The organism is Vibrio sp. 10N.261.52.C11 (assembly GCF_041471405.1).
In the GTDB taxonomy this organism is placed as follows: Bacteria; Pseudomonadota; Gammaproteobacteria; order Enterobacterales; family Vibrionaceae; genus Vibrio; species Vibrio crassostreae_C.
The window spans coordinates 1-18,221 of the sequence record NZ_JBFROI010000045.1 but is presented as its reverse complement, the minus strand read 5'-3'; the positions used below and the strand labels follow the sequence as shown (position 1 = coordinate 18,221).

The 18,221-nt window shown below is 44.0% G+C and carries 15 protein-coding genes; 8 read left to right on the top strand and 7 right to left on the bottom strand.

Annotation, left to right across the window (positions count from 1 at the left end; all coding sequences use genetic code 11):
* Positions 1-49 precede the first annotated feature (49 nt).
* Both AB4323_RS17155 and AB4323_RS17150 read right to left on the bottom strand, forming a co-directional pair.
* Positions 50-679 (bottom strand): DsbA family protein, encoded by a 630-nt coding sequence (locus AB4323_RS17155; protein ID WP_017061180.1) that lies wholly within the window; start codon positions 677-679, stop codon positions 50-52.
* A 98-nt stretch (positions 680-777) separates the two neighbouring features.
* Complete coding sequence (locus AB4323_RS17150) at positions 778-1,116, bottom strand: Grx4 family monothiol glutaredoxin (protein ID WP_004741702.1); 339 nt, start codon at positions 1,114-1,116, stop codon at positions 778-780.
* 269 nt (positions 1,117-1,385) lie between these two features.
* Between AB4323_RS17150 and sodB the strand changes: the two genes are divergently transcribed.
* From sodB to AB4323_RS17135, 3 genes are all read left to right on the top strand, one after another.
* Positions 1,386-1,970 (top strand): superoxide dismutase [Fe], encoded by a 585-nt coding sequence (gene sodB / locus AB4323_RS17145; RefSeq protein ID WP_004734050.1) that lies wholly within the window; start codon positions 1,386-1,388, stop codon positions 1,968-1,970.
* 247 nt (positions 1,971-2,217) lie between these two features.
* The gene (locus AB4323_RS17140; RefSeq protein ID WP_276202729.1) at positions 2,218-2,721 is read left to right on the top strand and encodes a VC2046/SO_2500 family protein; all 504 of its coding nucleotides are present in this window, start codon (positions 2,218-2,220) and stop codon (positions 2,719-2,721) included.
* Positions 2,722-2,999: 278 nt separating this feature from the next.
* Positions 3,000-3,683, top strand: coding sequence for an SDR family oxidoreductase (locus AB4323_RS17135; protein WP_017061182.1), 684 nt, complete (start codon positions 3,000-3,002; stop codon positions 3,681-3,683).
* Between the two features lie 186 nt (positions 3,684-3,869).
* Here the strand turns inward: AB4323_RS17135 and adhE are convergent, their stop codons facing one another.
* On the bottom strand, positions 3,870-6,575 hold the full coding sequence (gene adhE, locus AB4323_RS17130) for a bifunctional acetaldehyde-CoA/alcohol dehydrogenase (protein ID WP_017061183.1): 2,706 nt from the start codon (positions 6,573-6,575) through the stop codon (positions 3,870-3,872).
* 638 nt (positions 6,576-7,213) lie between these two features.
* Between adhE and AB4323_RS17125 the strand changes: the two genes are divergently transcribed.
* Together AB4323_RS17125 and AB4323_RS17120 are read left to right on the top strand one after the other, a co-directional pair.
* Entirely contained in the window at positions 7,214-7,852 is a 639-nt protein-coding gene (locus AB4323_RS17125; RefSeq protein ID WP_004734056.1) for a YchE family NAAT transporter, read from the top strand.
* A 150-nt stretch (positions 7,853-8,002) separates the two neighbouring features.
* Positions 8,003-8,845, top strand: coding sequence for an ion transporter (locus AB4323_RS17120; protein ID WP_029235134.1), 843 nt, complete (start codon positions 8,003-8,005; stop codon positions 8,843-8,845).
* A gap of 152 nt (positions 8,846-8,997) precedes the next feature.
* Here the strand turns inward: AB4323_RS17120 and asd are convergent, their stop codons facing one another.
* On the bottom strand, positions 8,998-10,116 hold the full coding sequence (asd, locus tag AB4323_RS17115; protein WP_372152968.1) for an aspartate-semialdehyde dehydrogenase: 1,119 nt from the start codon (positions 10,114-10,116) through the stop codon (positions 8,998-9,000).
* A 500-nt stretch (positions 10,117-10,616) separates the two neighbouring features.
* On the opposite strand from asd, the gene nhaC reads away from it, so the two are divergent.
* The gene (nhaC, locus tag AB4323_RS17110) at positions 10,617-12,053 is read left to right on the top strand and encodes a Na+/H+ antiporter NhaC (protein ID WP_017063453.1); all 1,437 of its coding nucleotides are present in this window, start codon (positions 10,617-10,619) and stop codon (positions 12,051-12,053) included.
* Positions 12,054-12,157: 104 nt separating this feature from the next.
* On the opposite strand, the gene AB4323_RS17105 is transcribed toward nhaC, so the two are convergent.
* From AB4323_RS17105 to yejK, 3 genes are all read right to left on the bottom strand, one after another.
* Entirely contained in the window at positions 12,158-13,336 is a 1,179-nt protein-coding gene (locus AB4323_RS17105; RefSeq protein ID WP_372152966.1) for a chemotaxis protein, read from the bottom strand.
* 76 nt (positions 13,337-13,412) lie between these two features.
* On the bottom strand, positions 13,413-14,813 hold the full coding sequence (locus tag AB4323_RS17100) for an Hpt domain-containing protein (protein ID WP_229647115.1): 1,401 nt from the start codon (positions 14,811-14,813) through the stop codon (positions 13,413-13,415).
* 105 nt (positions 14,814-14,918) lie between these two features.
* The gene (yejK, locus tag AB4323_RS17095) at positions 14,919-15,923 is read right to left on the bottom strand and encodes a nucleoid-associated protein YejK (RefSeq protein ID WP_017061190.1); all 1,005 of its coding nucleotides are present in this window, start codon (positions 15,921-15,923) and stop codon (positions 14,919-14,921) included.
* 84 nt (positions 15,924-16,007) lie between these two features.
* Here yejK and AB4323_RS17090 point away from each other — a divergent pair, with 84 nt between their 5' ends.
* Entirely contained in the window at positions 16,008-16,235 is a 228-nt protein-coding gene (locus AB4323_RS17090; RefSeq protein ID WP_004734063.1) for a YejL family protein, read from the top strand.
* Positions 16,236-16,263: 28 nt separating this feature from the next.
* Positions 16,264-18,072 carry a DUF3413 domain-containing protein gene (locus AB4323_RS17085; RefSeq protein ID WP_017065981.1) on the top strand — a complete coding sequence of 603 codons (1,809 nt, stop codon included), beginning with the start codon at positions 16,264-16,266 and terminating at the stop codon, positions 18,070-18,072.
* Positions 18,073-18,221 lie beyond the last annotated feature (149 nt).

Sequence of the window (18,221 nt, the reverse complement as noted above, 5' to 3'; positions counted from 1 at the left end):
GATGAGTAAGCCTTAGAAATCATTGCGAATACAGATGACTCTCGCTGAATTACGCAGCGGGAGCATTACTCACTAAAATTTCGCGAATAGACTTAAGCGTCGCTTCCGTTGAATGATAATCCAATTCAACTTCACTAAAGATGCCGTTCACTTCAAGCATTAAGGTCGGGTAAGAAAATACACCCATCGCTTCTTTAAAGCCTAGCTGGTCATCTAACTCACTTTCCAATAACTTGCTAGAAAGGTCATTTTCAAACTGTTGAACATTCATACCTAGCTCTTCAGCCAACTGCAAATGTGTGTCTTGGCTATGTGGCAACATCGCACGAAGGTAGTAAGCATGTTGAATCGCTTCAAGCATCGCTTCGTAGTGGTCTTGAAAACCTGCAGCAATCACAGCGCGGCACGCAGGGTAAGTACTACGAACAGGTTGGCACTCTGTCCAAAAATCATGGTTAAACTCAGTACCCAACTTAGCTTCGATCTGCTTCCAAATCGCTTGCAGCTTGCCTTTCATCTCTTCTGACATTGGCTCATCAGAATCCGGGGCCAAACCACCCACTACATAGTTAAACTCAATGCTCGCAGGCAATTGTTGTTTCAATAACTCAAGTGTTGGCTTGTAACCCCAACACCAGCTGCACATTGGATCATGCACATAATGAAGTTTTACGTTCATTGTTCATTCCTTATCGAGTCAATGATTCGATCAATTCAAACAAAAAAGGAGCCTGATTAAGGCCCCTCATTTTAACTATTCAGCGCAAAGGCTAGAACTTATTCAGCGTCATCGCCAGCAACTTTAGCCGCTGCTTCTTTGATGATTGGCTGAAGTTCGCCTTTTTGGAACATCTCAAGAATGATGTCACAACCACCGATTAGCTCACCTTCAACCCAAAGTTGTGGGAAAGTTGGCCACTGTGCGTAAGCAGGAAGCTCTGCACGGATATCAGGGTTTTGTAGGATATCTACGTAAGCAAATTTTTCGCCACATGCCATTAGAGCTTGAGACGCTTGAGAAGAGAAACCACAGCTGGGTAGCTTAGGAGAACCTTTCATGTACAGTAGAATAGTGTTTTCTTCAATTTGCTGTTTGATTTTATCGATAGTTTCCATTGCTTCCTCGTTAATGGATTACGGCTTTTATTGCCTTTATTCTACCCCAAACTAAAAGAATAAAAACCATATAAAAAAAGCGGTTAACAAGCTAAGCTAACAATTCACACAAAAGTGATGAAATAAGCTTTTAATAAAGTAAAAACTTGCTAAACTATATCGCAAGTCAGCAAATTGACCATGGTTGGCAGTATAGCGAGCCATGAATAATAATATCACTGGAAGCAATCGAAAGAGTTAACTCTTTCATATCAATGGAGAATTGAGCAATGGCATTTGAACTACCGGCTCTTCCTTACGCGAAAGACGCGCTAGAACCACACATCTCAGCAGAAACGCTAGATTTCCACCACGGTAAGCACCACAACACTTACGTTGTTAAGCTAAACGGTCTTATCCCAGGTACTGAGTTTGAAGGCAAAACACTAGAAGAGATCGTTAAGACTTCTACTGGTGGTGTTTTCAATAACGCTGCTCAAATCTGGAACCACACGTTCTACTGGCACTGTCTTGCTCCTAAAGCAGGCGGCGAACCAACTGGCGCTGTTGCAGAAGCTATCAACGCTGCATTCGGTTCTTTCGAAGAATTCAAAGCGAAATTCACTGATTCAGCAATCAACAACTTCGGTTCTTCTTGGACTTGGTTAGTTAAGAAAGCTGACGGTTCTCTAGACATCGTTAACACTTCTAACGCTGCTACTCCTCTAACAGAAGAAGGTGTTACTCCACTTCTAACTGTTGACCTATGGGAACACGCTTACTACATCGATTTCCGCAATGTTCGCCCTGACTACATGGCTGCATTCTGGAACCTAGTAAACTGGTCTTTCGTAGAAGAGAACCTAGCTAAGTAATTATTGCTTACGCTGCGCTATTTATAGCGAGTTATCTATTGAAAGCTCATGCCTCGGCGTGAGCTTTTTTGTATCTGTCGTGTTCCACAAAATCTAAACATTTCGTAATAAACCCGCCAATAGCGCTTACTTCTCGAACTATTGATAGCCTTCTTCCCAACCCTACATAAATTCTCTATTTGCCTGTAATTAAACACTAAAGTTTGCCGACTCCATGCCGTTAAAGGTGTATCCAATGAGAGGCGACATGCAAATACATACTTTAGACAAAGCAGGAATCATCAACGAACTGAAGTTCGGCATCGGGATCAGCCAAGCGGTTGAGCAAGGTCGCCGTGCAGATTTCGCGTTGCTGTTATCTATGTTTTCTAATGATGTCCGTGATTGCACGCCAATTGACACCATTGAAATCACAGAGACAAATGAAGATCGCCTGCGCAAACAATTTGGCGTAGCAGAACCTCAACAACTGCGTTCAAACCAGTCTTCATATGAGATTTCAGCTCAGCAATCTAATCATTTTCATCAAGCTAGCCTTGCCAGCGCCAAACTCAGCCATTACTTGAAACCTGAAGCGCTTGCCTTCATGCCTGAAGATACAGCCGACTTACCCGAAGAGGTTTACCAAAACCTTTCTGGTCATGACCGACGCAAACTCGCAAACAAGCATTTACCTGATTTGCCACATGCCACGCTCTACAATGAGCTAACCACCGCGCAACGTCGGTATCAAATTCAAGCTCAAGTATAGCGATCACCTACCTTTCCCTTTTTCGCTGTCTATCCATAGCTCTTCTTCGACTAACTCGCACACTTCAAAGTATTCACACGAATGATATGAACCACTAGCCTTAGGCAACCTAAAAACACCTGATGTCGGTTACCGCTTGAAGTTACTACAAAATGTGAAGTGCCACTAAGTTCATAAAAACTTATTAATTGGCACACCTTAGTTTGAACCAATTCACACCCGTTGTATGAATTTTAACCCATCCTTATCCGACATGGACGATTTGTTTAGGTACTGGGATGGAAATAAAAAGCTCAATCATATTGGTGACATCTGCCGGCTCGCGACTGGGGGGGGCGATTGCGAACCACTTTGTTAACCTTGGAGCCACCGTCATCCTTTGTGATAAAGACACGGAAGCACTTAAAGCGACGTATCTACAGTGTGCCCGGTTTTCTGACTCTGTTTACCACTACACGCTCAAAGGCAATGACAGCCAAGCGATTCTCAGCGTATATGATTTTATTCAAACCACCTTCAACACGACACCCGATGTGCTGGTCAATAACTGGATAAGCTCCCCAATGCCTAGCCTAATTGGCGATCAGCCTGTGAGCAGCTTTATTAATGATCTCTCATCGATGGCATCGACCCTGTTCGCATTTGGGCAAATCAGTGCTGAGAGATTGCGAGAGGAAGATAAGGAAGGCGTGATTGTGAATGTGATATCTCATGATGACTTTCACGATGTGTCTGGCTTAGAGAGCGCAAACTCAATGATAACTGGCTTTACCCATAGTTGGGCGAAAGAGCTGACTCCCTTTGGCATTCGAGTCGGTGGCGTTGTTCCCGCCGTTCATAACTCCGATGGCAAGCTCAACCGATGTCACTGGGCGCAGCTGCAAGACGAGCTGACCAGAACAACCGAATACATTGTCTCGAATGACTACTTCAGTGGGCGAGTTGTCGCGGCAGAGGTTTAACTCCCTATTCCAATTGAACATGACTGGCTCAGCTCATATTAAGTAGCAGAGCTATTGCCTCTCAATCCGTTTTACAAACGAACCAAACATAAAAAAAGCCCCAGTCTCTCGACTGGGGCTTTCATCTTTTCCCGATAGATAAGTATCGTGCTAGCGAAAACTTATCTCAAAACTAATGCTTACTTATTATGCGTTAGCTTTTTCTTTTTTAGCTTTTGGCGCTTTCGCTTCAGCTGGCTTTTGGTCTGCTTTCTTAAGGATAACTGTAGTACCTTCGAAAGTTTCGCCTTCAACGTATGGTTGGCCGAAGTAAGAAGTTGTTAGAACTTCTTTTAGCTCAGTGATTAGAGGGTAACGTGGGTTAGCACCTGTACACTGGTCATCGAACGCTTCAACAGCTAGCTCGTCTAGTTTAGCGATGAAGTCAGACTCGTTAACACCCGCAGCTTGGATAGATAGTGGGATATCTAGGTCAACTTTAAGCTCTTCTAACCAAGTCAGTAGACGTTCAATCTTCTGAGCTGTACGGTCACCAGCTTGGCTTAGGCCTAGGTGGTCAGCAACTTCAGCGTAACGACGACGTGCTTGTGGACGGTCGTACTGAGAGAATGCAGTCTGCTTAGTTGGGTTATCGTTCGCGTTGTAACGTACAACGTTTGAGATAAGTAGTGCGTTAGCAAGACCGTGTGGTAGGTGGAACTCAGCACCAATTTTGTGAGCCATTGAGTGACACACACCTAGGAATGCGTTCGCAAATGCTACACCAGCGATAGTTGCTGCGTTGTGTACTTTCTCACGAGCTATTGGGTCAGCCGCACCATTTTTGTAGCTTGATGGTAGGTATTCTTTAAGCATCTTAAGAGCTTGAAGAGCTTGACCGTCTGAGTACTCGTTCGCTAGAACAGATACGTAAGCTTCAAGAGCGTGAGTTACTGCATCGTAACCACCGAACGCTGTTAGAGACTTAGGCATGTTCATTACTAGGTTCGCATCAACGATAGCCATGTTTGGCGTGATTTCGTAATCAGCTAGTGGGTATTTAGCACCAGTCTTGTCGTCAGTAACAACAGCGAATGGAGTAACCTCTGAACCTGTACCTGAAGTTGTAGTGATACATACAAGCTCAGCTTTTTGACCCATTTTAGGGAACTTGTAGATACGTTTACGGATGTCCATAAAGCGCATTGCTAGTTCTTCGAAGTGAGTTTCTGGGTGCTCGTACATAACCCACATGATCTTAGCAGCATCCATTGGAGAACCGCCACCTAGAGCAAGGATTACGTCAGGTTGGAAGCTCTTCATTGCTTCAGCGCCTTTCTCAACAACAGATAGCGTTGGATCCGCTTCTACGTCGAAGAAAGTTTGAACTTCGATGCCTTGTGCTTTAAGCAAGCTAACTACGTCATCTGCGTAACCGTTGTTGAATAGGAAACGGTCAGTTACTAGGAATGCGCGTTTCTTACCTTCTAGGTCGCTCATTGCGATTGGAAGGCTACCACGACGGAAGTAGATAGACTTAGGTAGTTTGTGCCACAACATGTTTTCAGCTCGCTTCGCTACAGTTTTCTTGTTGATAAGGTGCTTAGGACCTACGTTCTCAGAGATAGAGTTACCACCCCATGAACCACAACCTAGAGTTAGAGAAGGTGCAACGTTGAAGTTGTACAGGTCACCGATACCACCGTGAGTAGTCGGGATGTTGATTAGGATACGAGCAGTCTTCATCTTGTCACCGAAGTAACGGATGCGGTCTGCGTTAGTATCTTGGTTAGTGTAAAGACCAGATGTGTGACCGATACCACCGATTTCAACCATAGTTACCGCTTGAGCAACTGCGTCTTCGAAGTCATCTGCGCGGAATAGACCTAGAGTTGGAGATAGTTTCTCGTGAGCGAATTCGTCATCGTAAGAAACTTTACCAAGACCTTCACCTACAAGTACTTTTGTATCAGCAGGAACTTTAACACCAGCCATTTCAGCGATTGCTGGAGCAGGTTGACCTACGATTTTAGCGTTTAGGTTGCCGTCGATAAGCAGAACTTTACGTACTTTATCAGCGTCAGCTTTAGATAGAACGTGAGCTTTGTGAGAAGCGAAACGCTCTTTAACTTCGTCATATACTTCGCTAACTACGATTGCAGCTTGCTCAGAAGCACATACTACGCCGTTATCGAAAGTCTTAGACATAAGGATAGATGCTACAGCACGTTTGATGTCAGCTGTTTCATCGATAACGACAGGAACGTTACCAGCACCAACACCGATAGCAGGCTTACCTGAAGAGTATGCTGCTTTAACCATGCCTGGACCACCAGTAGCAAGGATAAGTGCGATACCGTCGTGCTTCATAAGCGCGTTAGAAAGCTCTACAGATGGTTGGTCGATCCAACCGATGATGTCTCGTGGAGCACCCGCTGCAACAGCTGCGTCTAGAACTAGTTTCGCTGCGTCGTTAGTTGAGTTCTTTGCACGTGGGTGTGGCGAGAAGATGATGCCGTTACGTGTCTTAAGAGAAATTAGAGATTTGAAGATTGCTGTAGAAGTTGGGTTCGTTGTTGGAACGATACCACAGATGATACCTACAGGCTCAGCGATAGTCATTGTGCCTAGGTTGTCATCTTCTTCTAAGATGCCACATGTTTTTTCGTCTTTGTATTTGTTGTAGATAAATTCAGATGCAAAGTGGTTTTTGATAACCTTATCTTCAACAATACCCATTCCAGATTCAGCAACTGCTTGTTGAGCAAGTGGAATACGAGCGTGGTTAGCAGCAAGAGAAGCTGCGCGGAAGATTGCATCTACTTTCTCTTGAGAGAATGTTGCAAACTCTTCTTGTGCTGCTTTAACGCGAGCTACTAGAGCATCAAGTTCCGCTAAGTTAGTTACAGGCATGGTGGATCTCCTAAAATAATAAATATTAAAAACTTTTTATTAAACTCGCTGCTTGCCGTTAACCTTAAACACCAACGTTCTTAGTAAATTGCTTTCAGGGCTGAGTATATTATTTCACTGTGTGAAAAAAATTGACCCAGATCAGTTACCCAAAAAGAATTAACCAGAAAGTAGTAAGGCAATCGCAAAAATGAACTTAAGAGCATGATTTATATAGATTAAACTCACACTTTTCGTTCGCGAAAAAAACAAGCAAACAGACAACTTTTTTCTACATAGCGTAATAAACTGTAAAAAAGTTTCATTTTTAGTCCGTTAAATTACATGTATACAGCTATATTCGTGCTACTGAGAGTATATCCATACCGTTGTACGGGCTAGATTCTGACATAATTTTTATTAATTTCGTGCGTCGGTTAACAGTTACTCAATAATAAATTACAAAATTAAACACTACCAACTAGCTTGCAACAGGCTTAAAACAAAAGTGAGATTCAATTAGTTTTTCTAAAAAGAATCACCCATTTCAAGTTAGTTTTTTTCATTCGCGTAAATCGAGTTTGTCCCTTACATTACGCGCCTAAACTATTCACAGATCAACCCTTCAACCTTAAGTACGCTAACTGGAGATCGCTCTCATGCAAGGCTTAGAACTCGCAATTTTTATGCAATTCTTCCTTGGGCTTGTTGCTGCCGTAAACCCAATCGGCATCATGCCTGTTTTTGTTTCTCTTACTGCTCATATGCCGCCAGAAGAGAGGAACAGGACAGCCTTACAAGCAAACATTGCTGTTGCCGTGATCCTCATTGTCTCTCTTGTTGCGGGGCAAATGCTGCTTGATATGTTTAGTATCTCGCTGGACTCATTCCGTGTTGCAGGTGGTTTACTATTACTGAGCATCGCATTTTCGATGATGAGCGGTAAGCTCGGTGAAGATAAGCAGAACAAACAAGAGAAGTCTGAATACATCAGCAAAGAGCAGATCGGCGTTGTTCCACTTGCTATGCCGCTAATGGCAGGCCCAGGTGCAATCAGCTCGACCATTGTTTATGGTTCTCGCTATCCAGCCGCGATTGATACGGTCGGCATCGGCATTAGCATCATCGCATTCGCAACGTGCTCTTGGCTTTTGTTCCGTTCAGCGCCGGTTATCGTTCGCTTTTTAGGTCAAACGGGTATCAACGTGATCACTCGTATCATGGGTCTGATTCTTGGCGCATTGGGCATCGAGTTCATCGCCAATGGCCTACGTAATCTGTTCCCAGGCTTGGCATAACCTTTAACAACATTTCGGTTGCTCTATAAAGGGCAACAATATTGAAATATAGATGAGGCGAGTAAAGCAATTGGGCTTTCACTCGCCTCGTTATTATGAAGCTTGTATAATGACTGTTTAATGCATTTAACAGAAGACGAACCTCTCCTTATGTCACGCAAGCCACTCAAGCATCATTTGTACGTCATTATCTTTGGTACTCACACGCCAGCCGGACGTGCATTTGATATAACTCTGATCGTTGCAATCTTGGCTTCGCTGTTGGTTCTGATCTTAGAATCCATCCCTAATGTGATGACCGAATGGTCACAACAGCTGCGTTATATCGAATACACCTTCACTGCACTCTTCACTCTTGAGTATTTGTTAAGGCTCTATTGCTCCCCAAAGCCAAAATCTTACGCCACCAGTTTTTATGGTGTCGTTGACCTATTGGCGATTCTTCCGACCTACCTAGCAATCATCTTCCCAGGCGCTTCATTTATGGGTGTGGTGAGACTGCTGCGTGTGATGCGTATCTTCCGAATTCTAAAGCTGGTTCGCTACCTGCAAGATTCCAATATTCTGTTGCGCTCACTATTAATGGCACGACGAAAGATACTGATCTTCTTTAGCACCGTCGGCATCTTGGTGGTTATCTTTGGCGCCTTGATCTTTGTTATTGAAGGTCCTGACAATGGCTTCACCAGTATTCCTCACAGTATCTATTGGGCCATCGTGACTATCACTACGGTAGGTTATGGTGACATGGTGCCGCAGACCGCGCTTGGTAAAGCCATAGCATCACTGACCATGCTATTGGGTTACTCTATCTTAGCAGTGCCAACCGGGATCATTACTGCAGAACTCAGTAATGAGATGAACTCGCACAAAGAATTGGTTAAGTGCCCGAACTGTAACCGAGCGGGTCATGATTCAGACGCCATGTATTGCAAGCACTGTGCTAGCGAATTAGCGGATCCAGACAAGCGTGTCGTCACCGACGAGAAATAAAAGCAGACACGAGATTCGAGTAGCGAGATGCGAAGAGATTTAAGGGCAGTTTCGAGGGCCGAATAACGAGGTAGCAATAAACTAAAAAGGGTTGACGTTTGTCGTCAACCCTTTCGGTTTATCAGCTAATAGAATTTAAGCAATCTTGCCTATTACGCTTTCTCAGCAAGGATAATGCGCAGAGTACGACGTAGTGGTTCTGCAGCACCCCAAAGTAGTTGGTCACCAACCGTGAAGGCGTTTAGGAAGTCGTTACCCATCGACATCTTACGCAGACGACCGACAGGTACAGACATTGTGCCTGTTACTTTCGCTGGTGTTAGCTCCTGTGCCGTGATGTCGCGGTCATTAGGAATCACTTTAACCCAATCATTGTGCGTTGCGATGATCTCTTCGATCTCGTCCATTGGCACGTCTTGCTTAAGCTTGATCGTTAGTGCTTGAGCGTGACAACGCATTGCACCGATTCGTACACAAGTACCATCAATTGGGATTGGCAGACCATCTAGACCAAGAATCTTGTTCGCTTCAACACCGGCTTTCCACTCTTCTTTACTCTGACCGTTTTCACGCTTCACATCGATCCAAGGAATCAGTGAGCCTGCAAGCGGAGCACCAAATTGGTCTGTTGGGAATGAAGATGAACGAATCGTATCAGCCACTTTCTTATCGATATCAAGAATTGAGCTTGAAGGGTTTGCTAACTCAGAACTTACGCTGTCGTTGATCACACCCATTTGTGAGATCAGCTCACGCATGTTCTTAGCACCCGCACCAGAAGCTGCTTGGTAAGTCATGGCACTCATCCACTCAACCATGCCTTTCTCGTACAGACCACCTAGAGCCATAAGCATTAAGCTCACAGTACAGTTACCGCCAACGAACGTGTTGGTGCCGCTGTGAATGCCTTGCTGGATTTGAGCCAAGTTAACAGGATCAAGAGTGATGATTGAATCAGCATCCATACGCAGAGTAGATGCTGCATCAATCCAGTAACCTTTCCAACCTGCTTGACGCAGTGCTGGGTATACTTTTGATGTGTAATCGCCGCCTTGACAGGTAATCACAGCATCAAGCTGTTTTAGGCTATCAATATCAAAAGCGTCTTGAAGTAGACCCGCATCTTTACCACCTAAAACAGGGGCAGGAATACCAATCTGAGATGTGCTGTAATAAACAGGCTCAATCAAGTCGAAGTCTTTCTCTTCAACCATACGTTGCATCAGTACAGAACCAACCATACCGCGCCAACCAACTAGACCTACTCTCATCGCTCACTCTCCATGTATAAATTAAAAATTGCTCTCCCCCATCTATAAGTTTTTCAGAAACAGAACTCAAGTGCTTTTTGTCAAAAAGTGTAACTTTTTCGTTTCTTTTAAGTGAACGTAATGAATCGTGCAGTTATCTCTGTATCGACATTCCATCTCCACCTCATTGATTAAGCGTCCATTATCGTCAAATTCAAACATTTACATCGCCAAAGTCGATTCAATCGACGCTCATCACAAACAGTAAATCCCTCTTTTAAACCAAGGTTAATCAGAGTTTTATTTTACAAAACGAAAACAACGTGCGACAGATTTCAACATGTAACAATCATGAATGTAACAAAAATTTAGATTATGAAACCACAATTGATTGAGTTAACAGTCAAATATCACAACTTGGGCGTATTTTTTCGATATAATAAACTAATTACTGTAGTGTCCGTTTTGCACCACACACTATAACGAAGCACTATAAATGCTCGAAATCACAAGAGGCTTTTATGAAGCAGAGTAAAACTCGCCTACCGAACCTATTGCAGGTATTCATCGCGTTAGGACTATTTCTATCCCTTGCTTTTTCCTTTACTGCAAAGCTTGACCTTCCAATTCAACTTGCCTTGTATATTGGCTGGTTCATTATCATGGTTCTTGGTATTCGTCTTGGACACCAATACAAAGACTTAGAAAAAGCAGCACTCAAAGGAATATCCAATGGCTTAGGCGCGGTTTTAATACTTTTAGCCGTTGGCGCTCTTGTTGGTACTTGGATCTCAGGCGGGATCGTACCTACTATCATTTACTATGGTCTGAAAGCTATCCACCCTTCTATCTTCCTTTTAGCGACCATGATCATCTGTTCTCTAACTGCATTGGCGACCGGTACTTCTTGGGGTGCTGCGGGTACAGCAGGTATCGCGATGATGGGTATCGGCCAAGGCCTAGGTGTTCCAGCACCGATTACTGCAGGTGCCGTGCTGTCAGGCTGTTACTTCGGTGACAAGATGTCTCCTCTTTCTGATTCAGTGATTCTGGCTTCTTCAATGTCTGGTGTTGAAGTGGTTGAACACATCAAGGGCATGCTTCCAGTTGCGTTAATCAGCTACGTGATTACAGGCATCATGTTTACTGCGTTTGGTTTCCACTACGCGGGCAACGTTGACATGAGCCAAGTAGACTCTGTAATCAAAGCAATGGAAGTTCAGTTCTACATCACGCCTTACTCATTCGTTCCGGTACTTATCGTGCTTGGTCTGTTGGCTTTCCGTATGCCTTCATTCCCGGTCATCAGTTTTGGTTCTCTGCTGGGTATTATCTGGGCAGTCATGATCCAAGATATCGACTTCCTAACGGCATTCAACACTGCTTGGGCACCGTTCTCAATCTCATCTGGCGTAGAGTTTATTGATTCGATTCTTAACCGTGGCGGCATGTCTTCAATGCTAGGTTCAGTTGCGGTTATCGTATTTGGTCTAGGTTTCGGTGGCTTACTGGATAAAGTGGGCGTACTAGAGACAATCGCTAAGGTGTTTGAGCGCCGCGTAAACAGCGCAGGCTCACTAGCGACGAGCACAATTGGTACGGCCTTCATGGGTAACGTGTTCGGTTCTGCAATGTACGTATCGTTAATCCTTACGCCAAAAATCTGTGCGAAAAACTACGACCGTTTAGGCTACAAGCGTAAGAACCTATCTCGTAATGCTGAGTTTGGTGGCACGCTAACGTCGGGTATGGTTCCCTGGAGTGATAACGGTATCTACATGGCGAGTATTCTTGGTGTTGCGACGCTGTCTTACGCACCCTTCATGTGGTTAAGCTTCATCTGTATCATCGTGACTATCGTGACATCTTACATGGGTTGGTTCGTTGATAAGTGTGAACCAACAGCACCAGCGTTTGAAGCTGAAGAAGCGACCGAGTTAAGCAAGCAACAAGCTTAAGTTCAGGAGCTAACGCTTTCGAACGTAACTCAAAACGTTAATGGATAAATGCAAAAAGAGCGCCCTAGAGCGCTCTTTTTTGATCTGCTGATTTACTTATTTATCTATTTCTTGGCGGTTCGTTTACCCAACCAGTAACCGATGCCTAACGGTGCAAAGAACACTACTAAGATAAACAGGATGAAGTAAATAATCACACCTTTGATTAACTCCATCAGTTTATCAATCGCCAGTACCACCACCTCTTGAGCGACACGATCAAGGTCTTGCGTGAACAGTTCTCTTTCTGAAGTCACAATGCCGGCAATCTCGATGCGCTCTTTCGCAATCATCTCTACCAGAGCTTCTCTCTCACGTGTCACCATTTTTTCTAATGCCACACGCTCTTCAGTGAGCATTGCTAATTTTTGGTCTGTCTTGTCGCTAAGATCGTTGAGTAGAGGCTGCATTTCTGTCGACATAATAGAAGCCAGTGTTTGCATGTACTCCGGGTTGTTCTCAATGAAGTCTTGCATGCTTTCTGATGTTTGACGAAGGCTTTCCAGCGTCATCGATAGGTCTTCACCCGTTAGTGAGCTATTTAATGCAACCAGCTCCGCCTTCCACGACATCAGTTTCGGTGTCTGGTCAGCCATAAGGCTTAAACGATCAGATGCGTCACTCATGGCTTCTGGCATGGTGCCTAAGCTCTGAACGATTTGCGATTCGTCTTTACCAAGGTAACTTAGCCATTCACGGTAAGCAGGTGTGCTTCTGAATGTGAGGTCTTTAAATGGGTGGCTAGCAGCAAACTGCGCAACGAACGCTTTGCTGTTTTTGAAATCACTCGAGCTCAATACACCCTTTGCCAGCTTCTCGGCTTCTTGATCAAGAAAACGAGCTGTCTCTACTGCATTATCCGTCACGAACAGATCCGCGCCATCGCCTTGGCTATAAAACTGATTCATTTGAGCAGTGAAAACCCACGAATCAATTAACGCAGACATAGGGGAAGTTTGGTAAGCCGCTTGTTGTAAACCCTGCTCTGCATGGATCTTCCAAAGCAACACATAAGATTGATGTAAGGTGTCATCAGCAGGGTAAGATTGCGCGATGAGATCGGCTGAGTCTTCTACTCGTGTAAAGAACATCTTGGCGTATTCACGCGTCATGATCCGAGCATTTAACTCTTGTTGAGTGAGAGGCGTCGTTTGACTATCTAACTTAACTTCTAAGAGAGAACAACCACTTAGCACAATGCTAAGCACCAACACCATCCAACTTCGACTCGAAACTCGTAACATATAAACCTCTGACAAAGACTAAGGGCGCGGATTGTATGAGCGCTTCGTCAGAGTATTGTCAAAAATCCTGTAAAAGTTAACGCTGACTGTCTAAATATTCATGAGCAGAATCCACAGAGGCTTTTATGGCCTTCTCTAATTCAGCTAAATCATGTTCACTGATCGCTCTGGACTGCTTCATTGTCATTTCAATACTTGCGGCAATGATGGCTAATCGAGACGCTTTAATACTGCCAGCCACACCTTTTAAGCTATGTACAATGCGAGCAGCGGTGGTTTCATCTTTGGTCAGCAAAGACTTAAACTTCTCGTAGTCACCTGCGTGGTCTTGTACAAACACACCAAGCAAGAGTTCGACAGACTCAGCGTCACCATCGAGCGTTTCTAACATGTCTTCAATATCAATCGCAGGCTTTGAATCTGTGACACTGGCAACGTGTTTCTCGACTACTGGTGCCTGCTCAGAGGCTTGCTGAATAGAGTCTTGTACAACGGGTTGGCTTGTAACGTTAACGCTCTGCATAGGTTGAGAGGCGGAAGACTGGCGCGTTGGCCTGTTCTCGGATACATAAGCGTCACTATCTGCTTGTTTCACTGCTGAGGAAACAACATCGCTATAAGAAGCGTCTTCCTTACTTGAATTAATTTCTAGTTCAGAGCTGAGTTCTTGGTCTGCTTCTTTCATCGTTTTTGTGGACCTAACGCCCCAAAACACTATCCCGCTCATCGCCACCAAGCTTAAGCCTAGCATCACCAACAATAGGTTGAATTGACGATCATGGAACTCAGCTTCGAGTTTTATGATCTGTTCATTTACTGAGTTTTTCTTAATCTTATCAACCAAATAGTTAAGCTGAGCGTAATCACTCAACAATGCTGACGCATCAGCCAGTAGTTGTTGGAGTGCATCTTGTTCTTCGTTTTCTAAGGAATAAGATTTTTCTAGAATGGAATCAAAGGCGCGATAAGTCGCTGACGAACTTTGATTTTCAGAATACATGGCTTCAAATACCACAACACCGAATTCGTTGAGGAGCGGTTTTAGCTGAGGGGAAAGCTCTTTATCAGCACGCAAGATCTTAATGTTATCAACGATGTCTTGAACTTGGCTTTCTATTGGAATGAACTCATCGAACTTTTCTAGGAACTGATCAGCTACGTACAACAGTTGGTTGACATCAGGACGAAACAAGGCGTGTTGGAAATCAGATTCAATCTGCAGTCGGATCGAATAAACCAACTGAGCATCGAGTGCGAGATCATTGATACGAGAGACTCGAAGCGGTTCTGAGAAATAAAGCGATTGCCTCAATTCGTTGACTCGAATACCGAGCTCTTCGATTTGAGCTAGAGAATTGGTGTAGGAACGGCTTAGATTAAGAAGAGCCAATGAAGGAAGTAACCACAGAGCCAAGAGCACAACCAAAAAGGTGGCTGGTTTTTTAAAGCGTTTGGGCTTTGCTACTGATTGTTCCATCTATATTCCTTGTGCGTGTTAACTTGAAGCCATGACCGTAGCTAAAAGATTAAGCACAAAATAAGCGACAACGTCCTGCTGCCGCTTTTATCCGTTAACTTCGGACTATGACTTATTGCGAGTCAGTTGGTCACGTAAGTTCGGTGGAGTGCCTTTAATCGTTAGCGTGTCTGTCTCCGGATCGTAAAAGATACGTTCGCCTAGAAGCAGACTATCAAAACTAACATTCAAACCGCCACCAGCACCAACAAATTTTGTTAGTTTACGCATAGTTGCGCGATCGGCTGGGAAGCTGTCTTCTAACTCGTAGCCTTGCTCACTAGTATAGTCAAAGAAGCTTGTGCCATCTGTGCTTGCTGGCAACTCACCAGAAAGTTCACGAACTTGTACTTCATCGCCCGCTTTAAGCTGCTCGTTACAGTAATCCGCAACCTGCTTTTTGTAGCTGATCGCTTCTTCTTTCTCTAATTTAGAGTCAGAAACGAAGTCTTCTACCGCTTGCATCAGTACTTGGTTCTGCTGTTTCGCATCCAAACCAACTTCAGCTTGTAAGAAATCTAAGAAGAAATCCGCGACTTTACGGCCAACACGTCCTTTAATGTAAGTTAAGTAACGGTTTGACTCTTTATCAGTCTCATAAGTTGAAAGGTCTAGACGAGCCGCGATATCCATTTTTGAGATATCAAGGTAGTCAGTCGCACTAATATCAAGCCCTTCAGTTACCTTTAGGCTTTGGTTTGAAGGCAATAAACCAATGAAAAGGTAATCTGTTGCAAGTGACTGATATTCAGCCATTACCAAGATACCTTCGTCAGCGAATGGGTACTTTGATAGTTCGTCTTTTAGACGTTGCGCACTCTTTTGAGAAAAATCGTAAAAGTTTGTCTCACCAGCACGAAGTTGATGCAACCACTGCTGGAATTCGCTGTCAGATTTGAAAGAACCAAACCCTTTGCCTGCTTTTGAATTAAAAACACGGTGAAGTTCAGCAACTAGGCTTTCAGATGAAGCATCGTTTTCTAGAGATTCAGCACGATAGTTAACAATCAGCTCATCCTGATCGTTCTTGCTCAGCTGGTGTAAAATTACGTTGGAAAGGTGAAGGCTCATAGTGAAAATATTACCGTTCAGGTTTCAGTTGTCGTGCATAGTAGGTTATCATAAGCCGCTTTTACTATCATTATTAGAGTCCTTATGCCGATTATATCTAAATACACAGATGATCAAGTTGAAAAAATCCTAGCTGAAGTAGGTGCTGTACTAACTAAGCACAAAGCTTCGCCAGAACTTTCACTGATGATCGCTGGAAATATCGCAACCAATGTCTTAAATCAGAATGTTGCTGCTTCACAACGCAAAGGAATTGCTGAAAAATTTGCCGAGGCTTTAATTTCTTCTCTTGAAGATAAAAAGTCTCACTAAATTTGATTGACGGATAAAAGAATTATAAATGGTAGACAGCGCAAACTCATATAGCGATCGTGTATCTCGACTGGTTGGTTGGGGTCACTGGTTTGCATTTTTCAACATCATTGCTGCGATGTTGATTGGTACTCGTTATATTACTCAATCTGCTTGGCCAGAAACCTTGCTAGGCCAATTCTATTTGGCTGCATCGTGGGTTGGTCATTTTGGCTTTTTAGTGTTCGCGCTCTATCTATTAGTGCTGTTCCCGCTCACTTTTATTCTTCCGTCGAGGAAGTTATTACGTTTGGTTGCCGTTATCTTCGCGACCATAGGTTTAACTGTCCTACTGATTGATACCCAAACGTATCAAAATATAAACCTCCACCTGACGCCTGTCGTGTGGGAGGTTTTATTCAGTGGAGAGGAATCTGCATTCACGTCTGATTTGCAGCACCTCTTCATTGTTATGCCGCTTATCTTCTTGCTGCAACTCGGTCTATCTGAGTGGGTTTGGCGTAAGCAGCGTAAACTGTCTCATAAACACATTGGCCGTCCGATTACTGCCGTCTTCTTCTTGTGTTTCATCAGCAGCCACTTGACCTACATGTGGGCTGATGCGTACTTCTATAACCCAATTACTAGCCAGAAAGCGAACTTCCCACTGTCTTACCCAATGACAGCGAAAAGCTTTATGGAAAAACATGGCCTATTAGACCGTGAAGAGTACCTTGAGCGTTTAGAAGCGAACAAAGAGAATGTAAACCTAGTTAGCTACCCGCTAGAAAAAATTCAATACAACCGCCGCAGTGATGATCTTAATATCCTGATGGTGAGTGTGAACAACCTTCGCTCTGACGCTCTTAATGCGACAGCGATGCCAAACAGCTATGCCTACGCACAACAGTCGATCAACTTCACCAACCACTACAGTTCAAGTAACGATATGTTTGGTATTTTTGGCTTGTTCTACGGCCTACCGAGCAGCTACGCAAGCAGCATTGAAGCTCAGGGGTCAAGCGCAGTATTGCTCGATGTTTTAGAGAATCACGATTACAAGTTCGCTGCTTTCAGTGGCGACAACTTTAGTGATGCACTGTACTCGGATATCATCTTCCGAGGCCGTGATGTGATGCCAGAGCAAGCAACTTATGATGACCAGAGTGCCATAAAAGCTTGGTCTAACTGGATTCAATCACCGCAAGCTAAACGCCCTTGGTTTAACTTTATTGAATTAACCACACTGGATAACTTCGCCAGCTACGATTCAAGTTCAGAGTCGGACTCTACGCTAACGACAGCAGAGCGTTTTGCAGCAGACTATCAAAAGTCGGCGACAGCGGCCGATGCTCAGCTAGCAACTATCTACGCTGAACTGGAACGCTTAGAGCTTGCCGATAACACGGTGGTTATCATTACCTCTAACCACGGTACTGAGTTTAACGAAACCAAAACCAACAGCTGGGGTGCAAACTCCAACTACAGTCGTTATCAGTTACAAGTACCACTGTTTATCAGCTGGCCTGGCAAGTCTGCTTCTGAATACACCCACCGTTCTAGTCATCTAGACGTGTCAGTAACACTGATGCAAGAGCTATTGGGTGTATCTTCGAACCCAACAGATTTCAGTAGTGGTCGCAGCCTGTTTAATGAACGTAACAGAAAGTGGATTCTCGCGGGCGACTCTCGTGAACTTGCTCTTGTTACTGACCAGCAAACAACGGTGTTGGATAAATTTGGTAACTACAAATTGTACGACCAAAATTACAAGCGCCTGAAAAACGTAAGCCCTCGCTTACCTGTGTTGATGCAAGGCCTGACAGAGCTACAGCGTTTCTACACAAAAAATGACTAAATAGTCAGCAAACAGCAAAGGGAAGCCAATGGCTTCCCTTTTTATTGCCGTGAATGATTAGAAAACAAGCAACAAAACAAAATTATGAAAATTAAGGGTTTACAAGATCCTCCACCCCTTATATTATTCACGCCACTGGAGGGATGGCT